Source organism: Chloroflexus sp. (assembly GCF_034431535.1).
In the GTDB taxonomy this organism is placed as follows: domain Bacteria; phylum Chloroflexota; class Chloroflexia; order Chloroflexales; family Chloroflexaceae; genus Chloroflexus.
Genome location: NZ_DAOUDC010000067.1, coordinates 1 through 17,476 on the forward strand (window position 1 = coordinate 1; position 17,476 = coordinate 17,476).

16 protein-coding genes and 1 CRISPR repeat array are annotated in these 17,476 nt (G+C 59.6%); of the genes, 13 read left to right on the top strand and 3 right to left on the bottom strand.

Features of this window, described 5'->3' with window-relative positions; translation table 11 throughout:
• The first annotated feature begins 15 nt into the window (after positions 1 to 15).
• Positions 16 to 367: direct repeats of the CRISPR family, unit length 37 nt; unit sequence CTTCAAAACACCAAAATCCCCGTGAGGGGATTGAAAC.
• Positions 368 to 407: 40 nt separating this feature from the next.
• From U9R61_RS16005 to mfd, 5 genes are all read left to right on the top strand, one after another.
• Complete coding sequence (locus tag U9R61_RS16005; RefSeq protein ID WP_322489810.1) at positions 408 to 722, top strand: hypothetical protein; 315 nt, start codon at positions 408 to 410, stop codon at positions 720 to 722.
• On the top strand, positions 722 to 1,093 hold the full coding sequence (locus U9R61_RS16010; RefSeq protein ID WP_322489811.1) for a hypothetical protein: 372 nt from the start codon (positions 722 to 724) through the stop codon (positions 1,091 to 1,093). Before U9R61_RS16005 ends, U9R61_RS16010 begins: the two co-directional genes overlap by 1 nt.
• Positions 1,094 to 1,095: 2 nt before the next feature.
• Positions 1,096 to 1,350: a hypothetical protein gene (locus U9R61_RS16015; RefSeq protein WP_322489812.1), complete on the top strand. Its 255-nt coding sequence runs from the start codon at positions 1,096 to 1,098 to the stop codon at positions 1,348 to 1,350.
• Positions 1,351 to 1,505: 155 nt separating this feature from the next.
• A complete protein-coding gene (locus U9R61_RS16020) occupies positions 1,506 to 2,420 on the top strand; it encodes a DMT family transporter (RefSeq protein WP_322489813.1) in 915 nt (304 codons plus the stop codon).
• A 445-nt stretch (positions 2,421 to 2,865) separates the two neighbouring features.
• Positions 2,866 to 6,408: a transcription-repair coupling factor gene (gene mfd / locus U9R61_RS16025; protein WP_322489814.1), complete on the top strand. Its 3,543-nt coding sequence runs from the start codon at positions 2,866 to 2,868 to the stop codon at positions 6,406 to 6,408.
• A gap of 6 nt (positions 6,409 to 6,414) precedes the next feature.
• On the opposite strand, the gene U9R61_RS16030 is transcribed toward mfd, so the two are convergent.
• Positions 6,415 to 7,491, bottom strand: coding sequence for a zinc ribbon domain-containing protein (locus tag U9R61_RS16030; RefSeq protein WP_322489815.1), 1,077 nt, complete (start codon positions 7,489 to 7,491; stop codon positions 6,415 to 6,417).
• A gap of 406 nt (positions 7,492 to 7,897) precedes the next feature.
• Between U9R61_RS16030 and U9R61_RS16035 the strand changes: the two genes are divergently transcribed.
• The 6 genes from U9R61_RS16035 to U9R61_RS16060 all read left to right on the top strand — a co-directional run bounded on the left by U9R61_RS16035 (position 7,898) and on the right by U9R61_RS16060 (position 12,138).
• A complete protein-coding gene (locus tag U9R61_RS16035) occupies positions 7,898 to 8,545 on the top strand; it encodes a DedA family protein (RefSeq protein WP_322489816.1) in 648 nt (215 codons plus the stop codon).
• A 22-nt stretch (positions 8,546 to 8,567) separates the two neighbouring features.
• Complete coding sequence (locus tag U9R61_RS16040) at positions 8,568 to 9,851, top strand: HAMP domain-containing sensor histidine kinase (RefSeq protein WP_322489817.1); 1,284 nt, start codon at positions 8,568 to 8,570, stop codon at positions 9,849 to 9,851.
• A gap of 4 nt (positions 9,852 to 9,855) precedes the next feature.
• A complete protein-coding gene (locus U9R61_RS16045; RefSeq protein ID WP_322489818.1) occupies positions 9,856 to 10,404 on the top strand; it encodes an NUDIX hydrolase in 549 nt (182 codons plus the stop codon).
• 73 nt (positions 10,405 to 10,477) lie between these two features.
• On the top strand, positions 10,478 to 11,152 hold the full coding sequence (gene trmB, locus U9R61_RS16050) for a tRNA (guanine(46)-N(7))-methyltransferase TrmB (protein ID WP_322489834.1): 675 nt from the start codon (positions 10,478 to 10,480) through the stop codon (positions 11,150 to 11,152).
• Between the two features lie 47 nt (positions 11,153 to 11,199).
• The gene (locus tag U9R61_RS16055) at positions 11,200 to 11,460 is read left to right on the top strand and encodes a YkgJ family cysteine cluster protein (RefSeq protein WP_322489819.1); all 261 of its coding nucleotides are present in this window, start codon (positions 11,200 to 11,202) and stop codon (positions 11,458 to 11,460) included.
• A 270-nt stretch (positions 11,461 to 11,730) separates the two neighbouring features.
• Positions 11,731 to 12,138, top strand: coding sequence for a hypothetical protein (locus tag U9R61_RS16060; RefSeq protein ID WP_322489820.1), 408 nt, complete (start codon positions 11,731 to 11,733; stop codon positions 12,136 to 12,138).
• Positions 12,139 to 12,206: 68 nt separating this feature from the next.
• Here the strand turns inward: U9R61_RS16060 and U9R61_RS16065 are convergent, their stop codons facing one another.
• Together U9R61_RS16065 and U9R61_RS16070 are read right to left on the bottom strand one after the other, a co-directional pair.
• Positions 12,207 to 12,929, bottom strand: a complete 723-nt coding sequence (locus tag U9R61_RS16065; RefSeq protein WP_322489821.1) for an LrgB family protein — start codon at positions 12,927 to 12,929, stop codon at positions 12,207 to 12,209.
• A 9-nt stretch (positions 12,930 to 12,938) separates the two neighbouring features.
• Entirely contained in the window at positions 12,939 to 13,277 is a 339-nt protein-coding gene (locus U9R61_RS16070; protein ID WP_322489822.1) for a CidA/LrgA family protein, read from the bottom strand.
• Between the two features lie 489 nt (positions 13,278 to 13,766).
• On the opposite strand from U9R61_RS16070, the gene der reads away from it, so the two are divergent.
• Positions 13,767 to 15,116: a ribosome biogenesis GTPase Der gene (der, locus tag U9R61_RS16075; RefSeq protein WP_322489823.1), complete on the top strand. Its 1,350-nt coding sequence runs from the start codon at positions 13,767 to 13,769 to the stop codon at positions 15,114 to 15,116.
• Between the two features lie 93 nt (positions 15,117 to 15,209).
• On the top strand, positions 15,210 to 17,378 hold the full coding sequence (gene glgX, locus U9R61_RS16080; protein ID WP_322489824.1) for a glycogen debranching protein GlgX: 2,169 nt from the start codon (positions 15,210 to 15,212) through the stop codon (positions 17,376 to 17,378).
• The last annotated feature ends 98 nt before the right edge of the window (positions 17,379 to 17,476 follow it).

A 17,476-nucleotide genomic window follows, 5' to 3' on the forward strand; every position in this document is an offset into this window, starting at 1 on the left:
AGTGCCAATGTATCACTTCAAAACACCAAAATCCCCGTGAGGGGATTGAAACAACGACCTCGGCGACCGTTGCTGCTTGCCCGTCTAAGTACTTATCTTCAAAACACCAAAATCCCCGTGAGGGGATTGAAACGTCTTGGTCGAGCCAAAGCACTTCACCGCCGACTGAAGCCTCTTCAAAACACCAAAATCCCCGTGAGGGGATTGAAACAAAGAAGGCTTGAAACGCTCGATCTCCACGACGCAGCACGCCTTCAAAACACCAAAATCCCCGTGAGGGGATTGAAACCTACCATCACGGCAACGGGCCACCAAAAAAATTGAGGCCGGCTTCAAAACACCAAAATCCCCGCAAGGGGATTGAAACTCATATCAATCAAATTAATCTTGCTTGGAATGATGTTGAATTGTCTCAATGTTTTCAGTTTTGTCTGTTTTTAGGTTCGCAGCTCCCCCAAAAGATGGCTTTATTTGCTGTCGTCAGCAAATTTGTGCTGCACGAGATCCGTGATCGTTGCCGTGTTCACCTCACGTCGGCAGAAATGGGTTCACCAGTTATTACAACGGTTTTGCTTGATATTGACTATTTCCTTGCTCAATCCAATGGGACAAAGATAGCGGAAGCGCTCGATTGGGTTGAAACGGCGCATAACGAAATTGAAACAGTTCTTGAAGGGTGTATTACCGATCAACTACGATCTGTGTTTGATGAGGATAAGTAATGACGCTGCTTTTCGCTACAAGCCGTTCAACGGCGATCATTTCACCACCGCTTGTAGGCAGCTTGTTGGCGTATTATACCCTTCGGCCAATGAGCGCACTGACAGTTGATACGAGCCGCCACATCGCTTGGCTGCGAGCGATAGGGGTTGAATTACAGGAGTATGATGAGATTTTGACCTATCTCTTGCAGTTTCTGGTGAATGTGCTCCATATGGCGTTGCAAGCTGTCCGTAAGCACTTTGCCGATCGCCCGATGACGCTGTCGTTTGACTGGCGTGAATATCTTGCGTTTGCTCGAGGGTTGGTCAGCGATTGCGACGTATCATATTCAGCCAAGGCTGCCCGTCGCGCAGCTCATAGCTGCACATAGCTATGGGGCGTTTGGTTTTGCGCGTGGCGTTGCCCAAGCAAAGGAAGGTTTCGCACCGGCTGGCAGTGCCGATGATCACCGCCGTCTGCGCGAACATTTCCAAAGGCACGGAAGGCATTACTGTTGCTCCGCACTTGAATCAGTTGCGGAAATTGCGTAATGATTGTGACTATAACGATTACGTCGCTGCTCTTGATACGCTCGTGCAGCATGCGGTTCAATTAACCGATAAAGTTGTGCGCGAACTAGAAGAGTAGGTTCGTCTGAAGGAACTTTTATACCACTCCCTATACCCCAACTTCCCTGATCAGCCAAATATCCGCCCGTAGACGCTGGTCTTTACCAATACTTCATGGTAGCCTACATCATGTGCCGGCGAAATCCGCCGGTTCTAGCGCATGGCGAGGGGCCTGTGACCACCACTACTCGCGTCGAGCAGCCGGTCGTGTTTGCCGGGTTGACCCGCACCGACCTGACGATGCTGCTGGTTGTGTTGATTTGGGGGGCGAATTTTAGTATTGTCAAAGCTGCCTTAACCGAGATCCCGCCGCTGGCGTTTGCCTCTCTGCGGTTTGCTAGCGCCAGCGGGTTGCTGCTGGCCGTTACCTTCTGGCGCGAAGGGCGGCGCGCGCTGCCCCCTGACCGGGCGACGTGGTGGAAGCTGTTTTGGATCGGGTTTGTTGGCAATACGGTTTATCAGGCCCTTTTTACCTACAGCTTGACCATGACCACGGCGGCGAATGGTTCATTGATTATCGCAACCACGCCGGCCTGGGTGGCGCTGGCGGCTGCCTTGCTCGGTATCGAGCGCGTGCGGGGTATGATGGCTGCCGGTATCGCGTTGGCGATCGGCGGGGTGGCGTTGGTGGTTGCCGAACGCGGCCTTAGCCTCGGCGGGAATGGGTTGTTGGGCGATCTGTTGATGCTCGGCGCGGCGCTGTGCTGGATGATCTATACCCTCGGCGTGCGCACGCTCGGTCAAGGTCTCTCGCCGCTGGCTATTACTGCGTGGACGATGGTCACGGGGGTGCCGGGGATGGTGTTGGTGAGCATTTCTGATTGGGGTCGCGTCCCGTGGGCTAGTGTAAGCGCCAATGCGTGGCTGGGCCTGTTGTATGCGACGTTGCTGGCGTTGGTGCTGGCCTATGTGCTGTGGAATAATAGTGTGCGCGTCGCTGGCAGCGCTCGCACCGCGATTTACGGCTGCGCCATCCCGTTGGTGGCGACGCTGATTGCGTGGCCGTTGCTCGGCGAGCAGCCGACGTGGGTGCAGGGGGTGGGTGGTTTGCTGATTGTGACCGGTGTCTTGCTGACCCGCCGGACGTGATCGCGGTTGTTGCTCGTGGTACTATACTAAACCAAATTGGATGGTGATGTAGCGATGGACAACTGTCCGTTTCTGTCGCGATGCAAAAACACAAAGCGGCATGTAGAGACGGACGGCTGTCCGTCTCAGGCGGGAAGGCCGCAGAGAGTCGCCAAGGATACATAAGTATAAACCTCTGCGCCCTCTGCGGTAAAAACTACACCGCTGCGGTCAATGTGCCCCCACCCTAGTCCTCCCCTTCCGGGGGAGGGAGTCAGGCCCCTCCCCCCAGCGGGGGGGGAGGCCGGGAGGGGGCCATCGTGAAGACGCAGAGGATGACACTCGCAAAGGCGCGAAGGTCGCAGAGGGTTGCTAAGGATACATAAGTATAAACCTCTGCGCCCTCTGCGGTAAAAACGAAACCTCCGCGGTAAACGATCAACCGCCAGAACTGCTGTATGACTGCATGACCACACTGCCAACAACCTACGCCCAACTCCCCCTGACCAGCGTCAGCGCGCTCGGTGCGGCGATCGCTGACCTGCCTGCGCTGGCGGCGCTGGCCGCTGCCTTGCGCCCCGGCTACCAGACGGTGGCCCCCGTGCCGGCGGCGGCCCGTCCGGCGTTGGTGGCGGCGTTGGCCCGCCGGCAGCCGGTGCCGGTGCTCTACGTGACTCTCAGCGCCGAGAGCGCCCAGCGCGCCGCCGATGATCTGCGCCAGTGGTTGGCCCCCGATCAGGTGTGGCTCTTCCCCGCCGCTGATGCGTTGCCCTACGAGCAGATGTCTCCCGGTGCTGAGGTGATCGGACGCCGATTGGCGGTGTTGCGCAGTTTACACGCCGGTGCGGTGAGCGGGGTGATTGTCACCTCGGTCAAGGCGCTGATGCAGCCAACGTTACCGCCTGCTGAGCTAGCTACGGCTACGATCCGGCTGCGGCGCGAGATGCGGCTGCCGGTTGAGCAGGCGGTGCAGACGCTGCTCGCCAATGGCTATCAGCGCGCGGCTATGGTCGAAGCTCCCGGCGAGGTGAGCCGGCGCGGCGCGATTCTCGATGTTTGGCCGCCAGGTGATGAGTTACCGTTGCGCATTGAGTGGTTTGATGATGAGATTGATAGCTTGCGCCGGTTTGACCCGGCCACCCAGCGCAGCGAGCAGCGGTTGGAACAGGCCGAGATCGGCCCGCCCCACGAGACTCCGCTTTGGCGGGTTGCGGAAGCGTTGCGCCGGATCGATGCGATCGATCTGAGCGGGTTGCGCCGCGAGGTGCGCGAGGAGTGGGCCGCCGCCCGCGCCCAGTTGGCCGAGGGCCAGCGGTTTGAAGGCCGCGCGTTCTACGCCCCGTTTTTCGTTGATCAACCTGCTCCCCTGCTCGATTATCTGCCGGCGGGTAGTGTGGTGCTGTTGGCTGAAGCCCATCTGCTCGCCCAGCACGCCAGCGAGATCGACACCCAAGCCGCTGAGTACCGCGATCAATTGGTGGCGCTAGGAGAGTTGCCGTCCGCTTTTCCCCGCCCCTATCTGCGCTGGGAGGGATTGGGACTAGCCGATACCGCGATACTGATCGTCGCCGATCTGAGTCATAACGAGCATGCCGGGGCGCTGGCGCCGCCGCTGTTCGGGGTGCCGCCGCTCTACGGCGGCCAGCTCCGCCGTTTGATCGAGACTATTGTCGAGCAGGTGCGCGCCGGTGAGCTGGTGGTGGCGGTGACTGCTCAAGCCGCCCGCCTGCAAGAGTTGGTCGGCGAGCAGGTGGCCGGAGAGACGCTCACGGGCCGGTTTGTTCCCATCCACGGCGGTCTTGAGGCCGGGTTCACCTTGCCCGATCTGCGCTTGACCCTGCTCACCGATAGCGAGATCTTTGGCATTCGCCAGCGCCGTCCGCTGAGCGAACGGCGACGCAAGGCGAATCGGGCTGATCGCAACGCCTTTTTGCGCTCGCTCAAGCCCGGCGATTACGTGGTGCATATCGAGCACGGAATTGCCGTGTTTGATGGCATGATCCGGCGTACCGTCGGCGAGGTCGAGCGTGAGTATCTGGTGTTGCGCTACGCTGGCGAAGATAAGATTTATGTGCCGGTTGACCAGATCGACCGCGTGACCCGCTACATCGGCGCCGGCGATGGCCATCCCACTCTGACTCGGCTCGGCACTCAAGACTGGGAGCGCACAAAGCGCAAGGTGCGCGCTGCCGTGCAAGAACTGGCTGAAGAATTGCTCCGCCTCTATGCCCAGCGCCAGCTCAAGCCCGGCTACGCCTTCTCGCCCGATAATGAGTGGCAGCGCGAGTTGGAAGCCAGTTTCCCCTATCTCGAAACTGATGACCAACTACGTGCGATTGTTGAGGTCAAGACCGACATGGAAAAGCCGACGCCGATGGATCGGCTGGTCTGCGGTGATGTCGGCTTCGGCAAGACTGAGGTGGCGTTGCGCGCGGCGTTTAAGGCGGTGCAAGATGGCAAGCAAGTGGCGATCTTGGTGCCGACCACGGTGCTGGCCCAGCAGCATTTCGATACCTTCCGCAAGCGCATGGCCGCCTTCCCGGTGACGGTGGAGATGCTCTCGCGGTTTCGTTCGCCCAAAGAACAAGATGCGATCGTGCGCGATCTGGCGCGGGGCAAGATTGACATTATCATTGGCACCCACCGCTTGCTCTCGAATGACGTGGTGTTCCGCGATCTAGGGTTGGTGATCGTCGATGAAGAGCAGCGCTTTGGCGTGCGCCACAAAGAGCGGCTCAAACTGCTGCGCGCTGAAGTTGATGTGCTGACCCTGACCGCGACCCCGATCCCGCGCACGCTGCACATGGCATTGGCTGGGATTCGCGATCTGAGCGTGATCGATACCCCGCCCGAAGATCGCATCCCGATCAAGACCTATGTCGTGCCGGCAGACGATCATCTGGTGCAAGAGGTCATCCGGCGTGAACTCGAACGCGAAGGGCAGGTCTACTTTGTCCATAACCGGGTGCAGAGCATCTACCACGTCGCCGAGCGCTTGCGCCGGCTCGTGCCGGAAGCGCGGATCGCCGTCGGTCATGGTCAGTTGCCCGAACGCGAGCTGGAACGGGTGATGATGGACTTTTTCGAGGGACGCTATGACGTGCTGGTCTGTACGACGATTATTGAGAGCGGTCTCGATGTGCCCAACGCCAATACCATCATCATCGACGATGCGACCAACTACGGTCTGGCCCAGCTCTACCAATTACGCGGCAGAGTGGGGCGCGGCGCGACGCGGGCCTATGCCTACTTGCTCTACCAGCCGGCCCGGTTTATGACCGCTGAAGCGCGCCAACGGCTGGAGGCGATCCAAGAAGCGACTGAATTAGGGGCCGGTTTTCGCATTGCGATGCGCGATCTTGAGATCCGCGGCGCGGGTAATCTGCTGGGAGCCGAGCAGTCGGGCCACATTGCCGCCGTCGGGTTCGACCTCTACTCGCGCTTGCTGGAACAGGCGGTGCGCAAACTCAAGCGCGAGGTAGACGCCGCCGCCGCCGATCAGACCACAACTGTCACCGCGGCTGAGATGGCCGAGAGTCTGCGCTCGCCCACCGTCTCGGAAAAGGTGCTGGTAGCGCCACTGGTGACGATCGATCTCCCGTTGACCGCTTACATCTCGCCTGCCTACATCGCCGACGAGCGCGTGCGGCTGGCGGTGTACCAGCGGATGATCGATGCTGCCACCATCGAGGAGGTGCGCGGCTTGCGCCAAGAGCTGATCGACCGCTTTGGCGGGCCGTTGCCCGAACCGGTGCAGCACCTGATCTTCTGGTTGCAGATCCGGTTGTTGGCGCTGCAAGCGGGGGTGGTCTCGATCACGACCGAAGGCGACATCTTTCTGATCCGGCTGGCCACACTGCTCTCGCCGACGTTGCGCGAACGGCTGCGCCGGCGTTTCCCGCGCGATAAGGCGCTGGCCTTTGGCCAGCAATCGATCCGGCTCGACCGGCGGTTGGCGGGGACGCAGTGGCTTGAACGATTGCTGGCAGTGGTGGAAGCGATGGTGTGAGAGGCGTTACACCTGCACCAACTGCCCGCGCCGGAAAGCGACAATCACTTGTTCGCACTGATACTTCTGCCGCGCGCCGGTAAAGATCACACCATCGTAGCCGTAGCGGTCAAGCCACCACTCCACGGCGGCATCCGTCTCGATATCGAGACCAAGGCTCGCTGCTTCGCGCTGAATCTCCTTCACCTGTTGCTTCCACTGGCCCAGATTGGCCGTAAACGGGCGCTCGATCCGCGCGCGGTAGTGGCCGGGTGTCAACACAAAAAAGCGCTGCAACCAATTCCGCCGTTCAGGCTCAGCGACCTCAACCAACAGCAAACCGCGTCCGGCGGGAGTGCGCTGCTGCACGTCGCCACCCATCAGTTGGTAGGTGCCGCGCACGGCGCTACCGTCAACCCAGCGGTCGGCTTCACCCCGGCTCACCCGCCGGATCGTCTCGCGCAGATCAGAGACGCGCAGAATGCGGGGTGGCGCCATAATCTGGATCGCCGGAATCGGGTGCTCGACCACCGTCTTGCCATCGCTGGCGCGCCACTCGGTATGCGTGATCTTCATCGGCGGATTGCTCCCTTCGCGATAGCGGAAGCCGAGCCGTTCGCGGCCTTCTTCCGCTTCGGCGGTAGCGGCGATAGTCACATGCAATTGCAACCCGCCGCCGCAACCCGGCGCTGGGAACCAGACCCGTTCGGCTACAAAGGTAAACGCCATCCGCAACCCCGCCCGTGCCTGCCGTTCGGTTCGTCGCCAACCTTGGCCACTCAAGCCGCTCCAACCCCCGACGACAGCGCGTAATGGCGCATAGATCGCAACCACCACCTGCGCTGACGGCGGCTCATCGAGCACCCACATCCCCGGCGGAATCGCGCCGGAAGAGGGCAGCTTGACCGTGCCGCCGATCACGCTCTGCTCGACGCGCGCATTGGGCAAGCGCACCGTCATGCGTCCCGCGCTTGATGGCGGCGGTGGTATCGCCGGCGTTGCGCTGAGCGCATGTCCGCATTCGATGCAAAAACGCGGATCACCCGGCGGCAGCAGCGCACCACATTGCGGGCAGAAGCGAGGAGTACGGCGGGTGGTATCCATAGCGGCCTCACGGGACAATGCATGGCTTGGTGGTGCAATGGCACAACGTCCGGCTGGTTCGCCTGTGCTCATTCCTTGATTGAGAAGAGATGACCACTGAGGGTGCAGCGGACGGAGCGACTCATGTTGCACCTATTGTAACATGTCCCCTCCCTCCCTTTCTCCCCACTGAAGGGCGGGGTATGACTCCCGCCCCCGGAGGGGGATGGCTGGGGTGGGGGCGCAATCCCGCAGGGGGCGCAGAGGACGCAGAGGTTGATGCGTATGTGTCCTCTGCACCCCCTTTGCGCTCTTTGCTCCTTTGCGTCTTTGCCTCGTTTCCTACTTGACGCCGGCCCAGCTATCCTCTACCATGCCTGAAGCGCAGCTTGGCGCAATAGCACACAGCCATACGGAGAACGTCTGCATGGGTCGCATCCTCGAACAGCTTGGGCTTTGGATTGAAAGCATTATTATGGCCATTGGCTATCCCGGTATTACGCTGGTGATGCTGGCCGAAAACCTCTTCCCCCCGATTCCCTCTGAACTAGTTATGCCCTTCGCCGGCTTCTTGGTCGGGCGCGGCGAGATGAATCTCTTCTTAGCGATTGGCGCCGGTACGCTCGGTTCAGTCTTAGGCGCAATTGTGCTCTACTATATCGGGATGCTGGCCGGCGAGCCGCTCGTGCGGCCCTTCTTCCGCAATTATGGCCGGTTCTTCCTGCTGTCTGAGCAGGATCTCGACAAGGCGCTGAATGCCTTCACCGCTCACGGCGACGTCATCGTGCTCGGCGGGCGCGTGATCCCGATCATTCGCAGCCTGATCTCGCTGCCGGCGGGGATGAATCGCATGCCGCTTGGCCGGTTTTTGCTCTTTACCACGATCGGTTCGACCATCTGGACGTCGCTGCTTACCATTGGTGGTGTGATCTTGGGCACCAACTGGGAATTCGTGATCGAGATTGTTGACCAGTACCAGAAACTGGTGCTGGTCGTGTTGGCGATTGCCGCAGTGGTCTTTGTTGTGCAGCGGTTGCGCAGCCTGCGCAGCATGGCGCTCAGCCGCAGCGAATGATGAGGCTGATCAAGCTGCCTATATGATGCACGATGCTCACCGTTCAGTCACCGATCCGTATATCGCCTTGAGCAAGTTCTCGCCGCTGACGGTGACTGAACGGGGTTTGTGTGGCGTGCTTGCCCAATGCTTGCCCCCACTCACATGGTTGATTATCGGGCCGGTGTCATGGCCGGTCGCAGGCGGGGCGGCGCGGCCTGCGCCGATCTGGCCTTTGCCGGCGAGCCGGACGGTGCTGGCAGAGATGCCAGTGTTAGGCGAATGGGTGGGGATGGACGGGTGCTGGGAACCGCTGATTGCGCGCGGCAGCGTGTACGGCGGTCTCATTGTGCCGGATGCGACACCGGTCGCGCCGGCGTTGCTCGATCAACTAGCGCCATGGGTTGATGCCATCTATGCCCGGCGGTGCGCAGCGCGGCAGGTGATTTGGCAATCCATGCTCTTGCAGATCAAGGCTCGCTACGCTGCCGGTGAAGAGCGCAGCGCGTTGCTGGCTGAGGTGTTCAGGGCGTGTCTTGGTCTTGACTTCCAACCAGCGACTGATGCGCAGGCGTTGACCAGAGACGTGCTGAATATCACTGGCCGCTCACGCCCGCTCTGGCCCGATGAGTCCGCATTTATCGAGTTGGCGTTAGCTGTCGCCCATCCGGCCATCCAGCAAGCACGGGTACTCGGTTTAGCGGCGGCAGGCATTGCCCACGATATCAATAATCTCTTGACGGTCATTTTAGGACGCGCGCAATTGCTCGAACTTGATGTGGCCGACGATCAAGTTGCCGATTTGCAGATGATCGAGAGCGCGGCCGAGATTGGCGCGGCCAGTGCGCGGCGGTTGCAACGCTTCGCGCAACTTGAGCAATTGCCGGCCCAGCCGGTGGATTTGGCCGCGATTGCGCGCGCGGCAGTCGCTGTTGCCGAACGTGACATAATGCGACGTGACAATATCGCGCTTATTGCTGAGATCGCTGAGCAGCCACTGGCTGCTGGCGAAGCAAGCTTGCTGCATACGGCGTTGGTCAATCTGATCGCTGCCGCCGCGCAGGCAGTGCCGCATGGCGGGGTGGTTCGCGTTACCAGCGGCGCCGATGAACGCTTCGTTTGGATCGAAATCGCCGATCCCGGTCTGCCGCCCAACACCGATCTGCAAACCGTCTCGGCGCAAACGCAGCGCGCCCATACGATCGAGCTAGCCATTGCCCGCCAGACGGCGCGCATTCACCACGGCCATCTGCGGATTATGGCCGATCCGGCTGGTGGGACGGTCACCCAGTTGTTGATACCGCGTCTACATGAAAGAGATGGATAGCCTTATGCCGGCGTGGCATGTGCGCGAACGAGAAGTCTTGCTTCATCATCCGCCGTTTCTCTCCGTTGAGCGGCATCATGTGGTGCTGCCCGATGGGCGTGAAATCCCGAATTGGCAATGGGTGATCACGCCGGAATATGTGAATGTCGCGGCTATTACTGCTGACCATCGCTTTGTGCTCTTCCGGCAAGAGAAGTATGCCGTTGAGGGATTGTCGCTGGCGCCGGTGGGAGGCTATCTCGAACCGGGTGAGGATCCATTGCTGGCGGCGCAGCGCGAATTGCGCGAAGAGAGTGGCTATGCTGCATCTGAGTGGGAATATCTTGGCCGTTATGCCGTTGATGGCAACCGCGGCGCTGGTGTGGCCCATCTCTACCTTGCCCGGGGAGCGACGTTTGTCGGCAAGGGCGAGAGCGATGATCTCGAAGCGCAGGAATTGGTCTTGTTAACGGTGGATGAAGTGCGGCAGGCATTGGCTGCCGGTGAGTTTAAAGTGTTGGCATGGGCGACGGTTATGGCGCTCGCTCTGTTGCGCTTACAAGATCAGTTATGATGTGAAGGTAAACTGCGCATTGGAAGCGTATACTTCATATACGCCGGCGCAGCTTGCTATCTGCCAATCACCTATGGGTCGCGGTCGTTATCCTGCTCGGTTAAAAGTCACTGCGCCGCCGCCAGAGTTGGCGGAGCGGTATTATCGTTCGTGGCCAGCGCACGCGCTGTATCATACGCCGGAACGCTTTCCACCGCTGAGCGCTGAAGGTCTCTTCGGACGCAATGCGCCGTTGACGCTTGAGTTCGGGTGCGCTACCGGTGAGTATCTGTGCGCGCTGGCGGCAGCGCAGCCGGAAGCGTGTTTCGTTGGCGTCGATATTGTGGCCAAACCGCTCTACCGGGCGGTGGAACGGGCCACGATGCTGAATCTCGCCAATATTCTCTTTCTTCACGCCGATGCGCGGCTGCTCTACCAGCGCATTCCTGATGCGGCGCTGGCAACGATCATTCTCCATTTCCCGCCGCCGCTGCTGCGCAACCGGCAACGAAACCAGTTGCTCGTCTCGCCGCAGATGCTGGCCTGCGCTGCCCGCACGCTCGCACCCGGCGGTTATCTCAGCTTTCTCACCGATCATCCAGACCTGTTTGCACTGATGCAAGAGCTGCTGCCCAACTTCCCGGCGTTGCGCGCGCGACCAGCCTCGCCCAGCGAGTTGGCCGTCTTTGAATCGCACTATCACCGGCGTTGGGCGGCGCGCGGGCGTGAGATCAATGGGTTACGGATCGAGCGGGTCGCGGAGGGGTGACATTCTGGGCCTGATGAACGATACGCTCTGGCTGAGGGGAGCATGCGATGGAATGTCGGGTTGGGTGCGGCGCCTGTTGCATCGCTCCTTCGATCTCGTCACCGATACCGGGCATGCCGCATGGCAAACCGGCGGGAGTGCGCTGTGTGCAGTTAACGGCTGACAATCGCTGCGCACTGTACGGCAAGCCGGAACGTCCGGCGGTATGCGTCCGGTTGCGACCACATCCTGAGATGTGCGGCAACAGTGCGGCTGAAGCAATGCTCTTGCTCAGCGCGCTCGAACTCGCTACCCAACCTGAAAAATGACTGAAATGTAAGCTCGTAGCGGCGAAACCTGCAACTCTGCCGCGCCGATTTGCGTTATTATTGCAGGAACAAAAATCGCTGCGCTACCCCCCGCATGGAAAGGATCTTGTAACAAAATTGGGGTATCATACATGTGGGGGGCAGGCAGGCGATCAACGCACACCGCAGTGCGCGCTACCAAACCCATGGACTCTGTTTAGGGGTGTCGAAGCGGGCCGGTCCCGTGCCAAGGGGCACATACCGGATCGACACTCGGGAAAGGAAGCCGCAGTGACTGACTTCGATCTAGACCGTTTGAGCATACCTGAGCTCGAACGACTGCGGGACGCGATTAACCAGCGCCTGCTGCAACTGCGCTACGGTACGCCGCGTTCGCTGCCCGAACTGTTGCGCATGTTGGAGGAGGTCAAGGTCGTCCTGAGCGATCAGGGCAAGGAATGGCGCTCGCTTGAGCGTTGGCAATGGATGGATGGCCAGATTCGCTTTTGGCTGAACCCGGCCGATCAGGTACATTACCGCGCCGGCTGGTATACAATTGACGAACTGATCCTCTGGTCGCAGGATCGCGGCCCGGTGCTCGTCCCGCAGGAGGAAGAGGAAGAAGATTTAGAGGGTTGGACAGAGATTAACGGTGTGCGCATCCGTTGGTTGCCTGACGGTACGATGGAACGCCTATAACGGCGGGTTTCAAACCCGCCGCCAATCCGCCGCATCAGGGTGCGTGCTGCCGTTCGTCCGTCTCACCCTTATAAACCCAGCCATCGCGCCAGCAACGGCGCGAGCAGCGAGGTCATTGCGCCGTTTAATCCCATCGCTAGACCGGCCAGCGCGCCGGCCTCGCTGCTGAATTGCAACGAGCGCGCGGTGCCAAGGCCGTGTGAGGCTAATCCTAGCGCAAAGCCGCGCTCGCTGTCGTCGCGCACGCCAACGAGGCCGAGTAACTCCCAGCCAAACAGCGCCCCCATCATGCCGGTAACAATCACGATCACTGCTGTCAGCGACGGCAGGCCGCCTAATTGTTCGGCAATGCCCATCGCGATCGGCGTGGTGATCGATTTCGGCGCCAGCGAGCGTAATGTTTGCTCGGAAAGCCCCACCAGTCTCCCGGCGAGCACCGCCGCAGTGATGCCGATCGCCGAACCAACGACGAGGCCGGCCAGCGCCGGCCAGAAGATCCGGCGCAACGTGCGCTCTGACTCATACAGTGGAATGGCCAGCGCCACCGTCGCCGGCCCCAACAGAAAATGCACGAACTGCGCGCCGTCAAAATAGGTCGCGTACGGGGTGCCGGTCAGCAGCAAAATACTGACCAGCGCGATAATCGAGAGCAGCACCGGATTGAGCAGCGGCGGCGAACCAAACCGGCGGCTGATCAGTGTCATTGCCCGATAGACGGCGATGGTCGCCGTTAACCAGAGCAACGGCGTTTGGGCAAGGTAGACCCAGATCGAGAAGATGCGATCATCCATCGTGTGCCATCACTTTCTCCGGCGCAGCCAGTGGACGGTGAGACCGGTTATCAGTAACGTTATTGAGGTCGAACCCACAATCGCCGCCAACAAAGGCGCCCCTTCGCGGGCCAGCAAGGGCAGGTGAACCATCACCCCCACGCCTGCCGGCACAAACAGCAACGGTAGGTGAGATAAAATGCCGTGAGCCGTGTTGCTGAGCGCTTCGGGCGGCCCGCCGCGCCAGCGCAAGACGGCAAAGAGCAGCAGCATGCCGACCACCGGCCCGGGCACCGGCAGATTGAGGCCGCGGCTTAACACTTCGCCGATCAGTTGGAAGAGCAGAATGCCGAGGAGTGCGTCAATCATGAGATGTCCTCTCCACACAGCGCGATAGCCTCTACGCCACATCTCTGCTGTCATGGCTAAGTGTATCTGAAGCGGCGCAAATCTTCGTTGCTTCACCGAGACCGTATCACACAGACACTAGTCGGCGCAGAGGATGATCAACGCAGAGGCGCGAAGAGCGCAACGCGCGCAAAGTGTTCAGGAATGATGATCATCCTCAGTGACCGCAGCAGTCGATAGGCCCCCACCCAGCCCTCCCACTCCGGGGAGGCAGGAAGGGGGCGCAGTAGAGACGGGCGGACGTCTCTGCCACAATGCCACGGCACACATGCGGCCAAGCCGCAGCAGATAATCAACGCAAAGAGCGCAAAGGGGTGAAAAATGATGATCATCCTCTGCGGTGAAAAAACATAACCGCTCTGCTCAACCGCAACCTGCTGCCAGCCTGCGCCCAATACCTACTATAATAGAACCCAGAGGACGCATCTTTGTCAGCGTCCGGGAGGAGTTATGACAAAACCGATTGTGGCCATCGTGGGCCGCCCAAATGTTGGCAAATCAACCTTCTTCAACCGCTTGATCGGTGAGCGACGCGCGATTATTGAAGATATTCCCGGTACGACCCGTGACCGCTTGTACGGCGATACCTTTTGGAACGGGCGTGAGTTTACGGTGGTCGATACCGCCGGCATTCTGTTTGGCGATGACGATCCAACGCTGCCTGAGGCAGAGATCAATCGCCGCACGCGCGCTCAAGCCGAACACGCGATCGCCGAGGCCGACGCCATCATTTTTATGGTTGATGGCCGTGATGGTCTGACCGCGGCTGATGCTGAGGTTGCCGCTATTTTGCGCACCACCGCCAAACCGGTGGTGTTGGCCGTAAATAAGTGCGATAGCCAAGAGCGTATGCTCGATGCGGTTGAGTTTTATGCGCTCAATCTCGGCGATCCGATCCCAATGAGCGCATTTCACGGCCTAGGCACCGGCGATGTGCTCGACCGGCTGACCGAGCATTTCCCGCCGAAGACGTTTGAGCAAGAGGAAGAGCGCCATCTGCGGGTAGCGATTGTGGGCCGGCCCAATGTCGGCAAGTCCTCGCTGCTCAACCGGTTGCTTGGCCAAGAGCGCAGCGTGATCAGTCCCATACCCGGCACCACCCGCGACCCAATTGACACCACGATCACCTATCACGGCGAGCCGATCACGCTGATTGACACCGCTGGCATTCGCCGTGCCGGCAAGATCGAACGCGGAATCGAGAAATATAGCGTCTTGCGCACGCTGCGCGCGATTGAACGGTGCGACGTGGCGCTGCTGCTGATCGATGCTACTGAAGGTGTCACTGCCCAAGATACCCATATTGCCGGGATGGTGATCGAAGCGAAAAAAGGCATCATCCTTGTGGTTAACAAATGGGATGCGGTCGTCAAAGACTCGCACACGTACTACGAATTTGAAGAGCGGGTACGCGAAGTCTTTAAGTTCGTCGATTACGCACCAATCGTCTTCGTGTCGGCGCTAACCGGCCAGCGCGTTAGCCATCTGCTTGACTATGCCCGTGAAGTATATGCGCAACGCCAGAAGCGGGTGCCGACCAGCGAGTTGAATGCCTTTTTGCGGGAAGCGGTGTTGCAACAACCACCGATGGCAGTCAAGAAGGGCGCTCATTTGCGTTTGTACTATGCAGTACAGCCGCAAACTGAGCCGCCGGTCTTTCTCTTTTTCGCTAACGACGGCGAGTTGGTGCATTGGTCGTATGCCCGTTACCTCGAAAACCGGCTGCGTGAACGGTATGGTTTTCAAGGGACGCCGATCGTTATTGTCTTCCGTTCACGGGAACGGAAAGAGAACGACTAATCACACTCGCGCAGTTCTTTCGCAAGGCAGCGTGCAGGAGGCTGTTGGTGGCCGGCTTGCTCGTTGCCTGCTTGTTTTACGGAGGTTGTGATCATGCATATCACCGATGTCTGGCCGGGCCGTCCGTATCCGCTCGGTGCAACGTGGGACGGTGAGGGGGTGAATTTCGCCCTCTTTTCGGCCCATGCCACTCGGGTTGAGTTATGTCTCTTCGATAGCCCAACCGCGCCGCGCGAGGCGGTGCGCGTGATTCTGCCCGAACGCACCGATGATGTCTGGCATGGCTATATTCCCGGTTTGCGCCCCGGCCAGCTTTATGGCTATCGAGTCTATGGCCCCTACACGCCGCAACAGGGTCATCGGTTCAATCCATATAAATTACTGATTGACCCGTATGCGCGCGCCCTGTATGGCGAGTTGCGCTGGGATAAGGCCAACTACGGCTATCGCGTTGACAGCCCCTACGGCGATCTGACGATTGGCAAGCGCGATAGCGCGCCGTATGTGCCCCGCTCAGTTGTGATCGATCCGCATTTTGATTGGGGAGATGATCGGTCACCTGACATTCCGTTGGCCGATTCGGTGATCTACGAGCTGCACGTCAAGGGGTTTACCAAATTGCATCCAGAGGTGCCGGAAGCCTTGCGCGGTACCTATGCCGGCCTTGCCTCGCCTTCGATCATCGCGTATCTCAAAGCGTTAGGGGTCACGGCAGTCGAACTCTTGCCGGTGCAGGCTTTCATTACCGATCAGTTTCTGGCCGATCGCGGCCTGACCAACTATTGGGGATACCAGCCAATCAACTACTTGAGCCCGGAACCGCGCTATGCCAGCCAGACCTCTCCACAGGCGCAAGTGAATGAGTTTAAGCACATGGTCAAAGCGTTGCACGCCGCCGGGATCGAAGTGATTATCGATGTCGTCTATAACCATACCGGCGAGGGCAACCATCTCGGCCCCACCCTGAGCTTCCGCGGGATTGATAATGCGTCGTATTACCGGTTAGTGCCCGATCAGCGGCGTTACTACATTGACGATACCGGCACCGGCAACAGTCTCGATATGAATAACCAGCGCGCCTTGCAGATGGTGCTCGATTCGCTGCGTTACTGGGTGACCGAGATGCATGTCGATGGGTTCCGGTTTGATCTAGCGCGCACGCTAGCCCGTGGCCCTGCTGGCTCGGATCAGCCAAGTCCTTTCTTTGCCATGGTGCGGCAAGACCCGGTGCTCGCGCGCGTCAAGCTGATCGCCGAACCGTGGGATGTCGGTTTCGATGGCTATTGGGTAGGGCGCTTTCCGTCGCCGTGGGCCGAGTGGAATGGCCGCTACCGCGATACCGTTCGCCGCTTCTGGAAGGGCGATGCTGGTCAAGCGGCTGAATTCGCTTCGCGCTTTATGGGGTCGATGGATCTCTACCAGCACAACGGTCGCCGGCCCTATCACTCGATCAACTTTGTCACCGCTCACGATGGTTTCACTCTGCGCGATCTCGTTTCTTACAACGAGAAACACAACGAGGCTAACGGTGAAGAGAACCGTGACGGAGATACACATAATAACTCGTGGAATTGCGGCGTAGAGGGGCCAACCGCTGATCCTGACATCCGCGCGTTGCGGTTGCGCCAGATGATGAATTTCATCGCCACCCTGTTCTTATCGCAAGGCACGCCGATGCTCTTGGCGGGTGACGAACGCGGTCGCACGCAGCAGGGTAACAACAACGCCTACTGCCAAGATAACCCGATTTCGTGGGTGAATTGGCAGGCTGATGCGGAAGCGAATCTTTTGTTGGACTTCACCCGGCGCGTGATTGCCTTCCGCCGCGTCCATCCCGTCTTGCGCCGGCGCCATTTCTTCGCCGGCAGTCTCGGCAATGCCGAGTACGACGTTGAATGGCTCAGTCCTGACGGCCAAGAGGTGAGCGCCGAGCTGTGGCAGCAACCTGATCTGCGTTGTATTGGTCTCTTGCTCAATGGGGCGGTGATTGACGATCGTACCGAACGCGGCGAACCGATGCGTGACGATGTGTTGCTGGTGCTGATTAACGCCAGTGACGAAGCAGTGCCGTTTATCTTGCCCGATTGGCCTGACGATGCCGAATGGCACGTCGTGATCGATACCGCCCAACCCAATCTGCACGATCCGCTCCGGGTGACCGATCAGATGTATCACATTCAGTCGCGATCCTTGGCGGTTCTAGTTGAACGGATCGAGAACGAACCGCCGCTCCATATTGATCTGGCTGGATTGGCCAAGTAGCGTGCCCCTAGTTCTGGTGCATATTAACGTTTTGGTAACAATTTCGTATGGCCCATCAGCTATAGTACGAGAAAGCAGGCATTACAGACATCCATCGG

Excerpts from the sequence above, each read along its gene's own strand:
- U9R61_RS16010 (WP_322489811.1), top strand. The coding sequence starts at position 722 with ATGACGCTGCTTTTCGCTACAAGCCGTTCAACGGCGATCATTTCACCA.
- U9R61_RS16015 (WP_322489812.1), top strand. The coding sequence starts at position 1,096 with ATGGGGCGTTTGGTTTTGCGCGTGGCGTTGCCCAAGCAAAGGAAGGTT.
- mfd (WP_322489814.1), top strand. The coding sequence starts at position 2,866 with ATGACCACACTGCCAACAACCTACGCCCAACTCCCCCTGACCAGCGTC.
- U9R61_RS16030 (WP_322489815.1), bottom strand. The coding sequence starts at position 7,491 with ATGGATACCACCCGCCGTACTCCTCGCTTCTGCCCGCAATGTGGTGCG.
- U9R61_RS16035 (WP_322489816.1), top strand. The coding sequence starts at position 7,898 with ATGGGTCGCATCCTCGAACAGCTTGGGCTTTGGATTGAAAGCATTATT.
- U9R61_RS16040 (WP_322489817.1), top strand. The coding sequence starts at position 8,568 with ATGATGCACGATGCTCACCGTTCAGTCACCGATCCGTATATCGCCTTG.
- U9R61_RS16045 (WP_322489818.1), top strand. The coding sequence starts at position 9,856 with ATGCCGGCGTGGCATGTGCGCGAACGAGAAGTCTTGCTTCATCATCCG.
- trmB (WP_322489834.1), top strand. The coding sequence starts at position 10,478 with ATGGGTCGCGGTCGTTATCCTGCTCGGTTAAAAGTCACTGCGCCGCCG.
- U9R61_RS16055 (WP_322489819.1), top strand. The coding sequence starts at position 11,200 with ATGGAATGTCGGGTTGGGTGCGGCGCCTGTTGCATCGCTCCTTCGATC.
- U9R61_RS16065 (WP_322489821.1), bottom strand. The coding sequence starts at position 12,929 with ATGGATGATCGCATCTTCTCGATCTGGGTCTACCTTGCCCAAACGCCG.
- U9R61_RS16070 (WP_322489822.1), bottom strand. The coding sequence starts at position 13,277 with ATGATTGACGCACTCCTCGGCATTCTGCTCTTCCAACTGATCGGCGAA.
- der (WP_322489823.1), top strand. The coding sequence starts at position 13,767 with ATGACAAAACCGATTGTGGCCATCGTGGGCCGCCCAAATGTTGGCAAA.
- glgX (WP_322489824.1), top strand. The coding sequence starts at position 15,210 with ATGCATATCACCGATGTCTGGCCGGGCCGTCCGTATCCGCTCGGTGCA.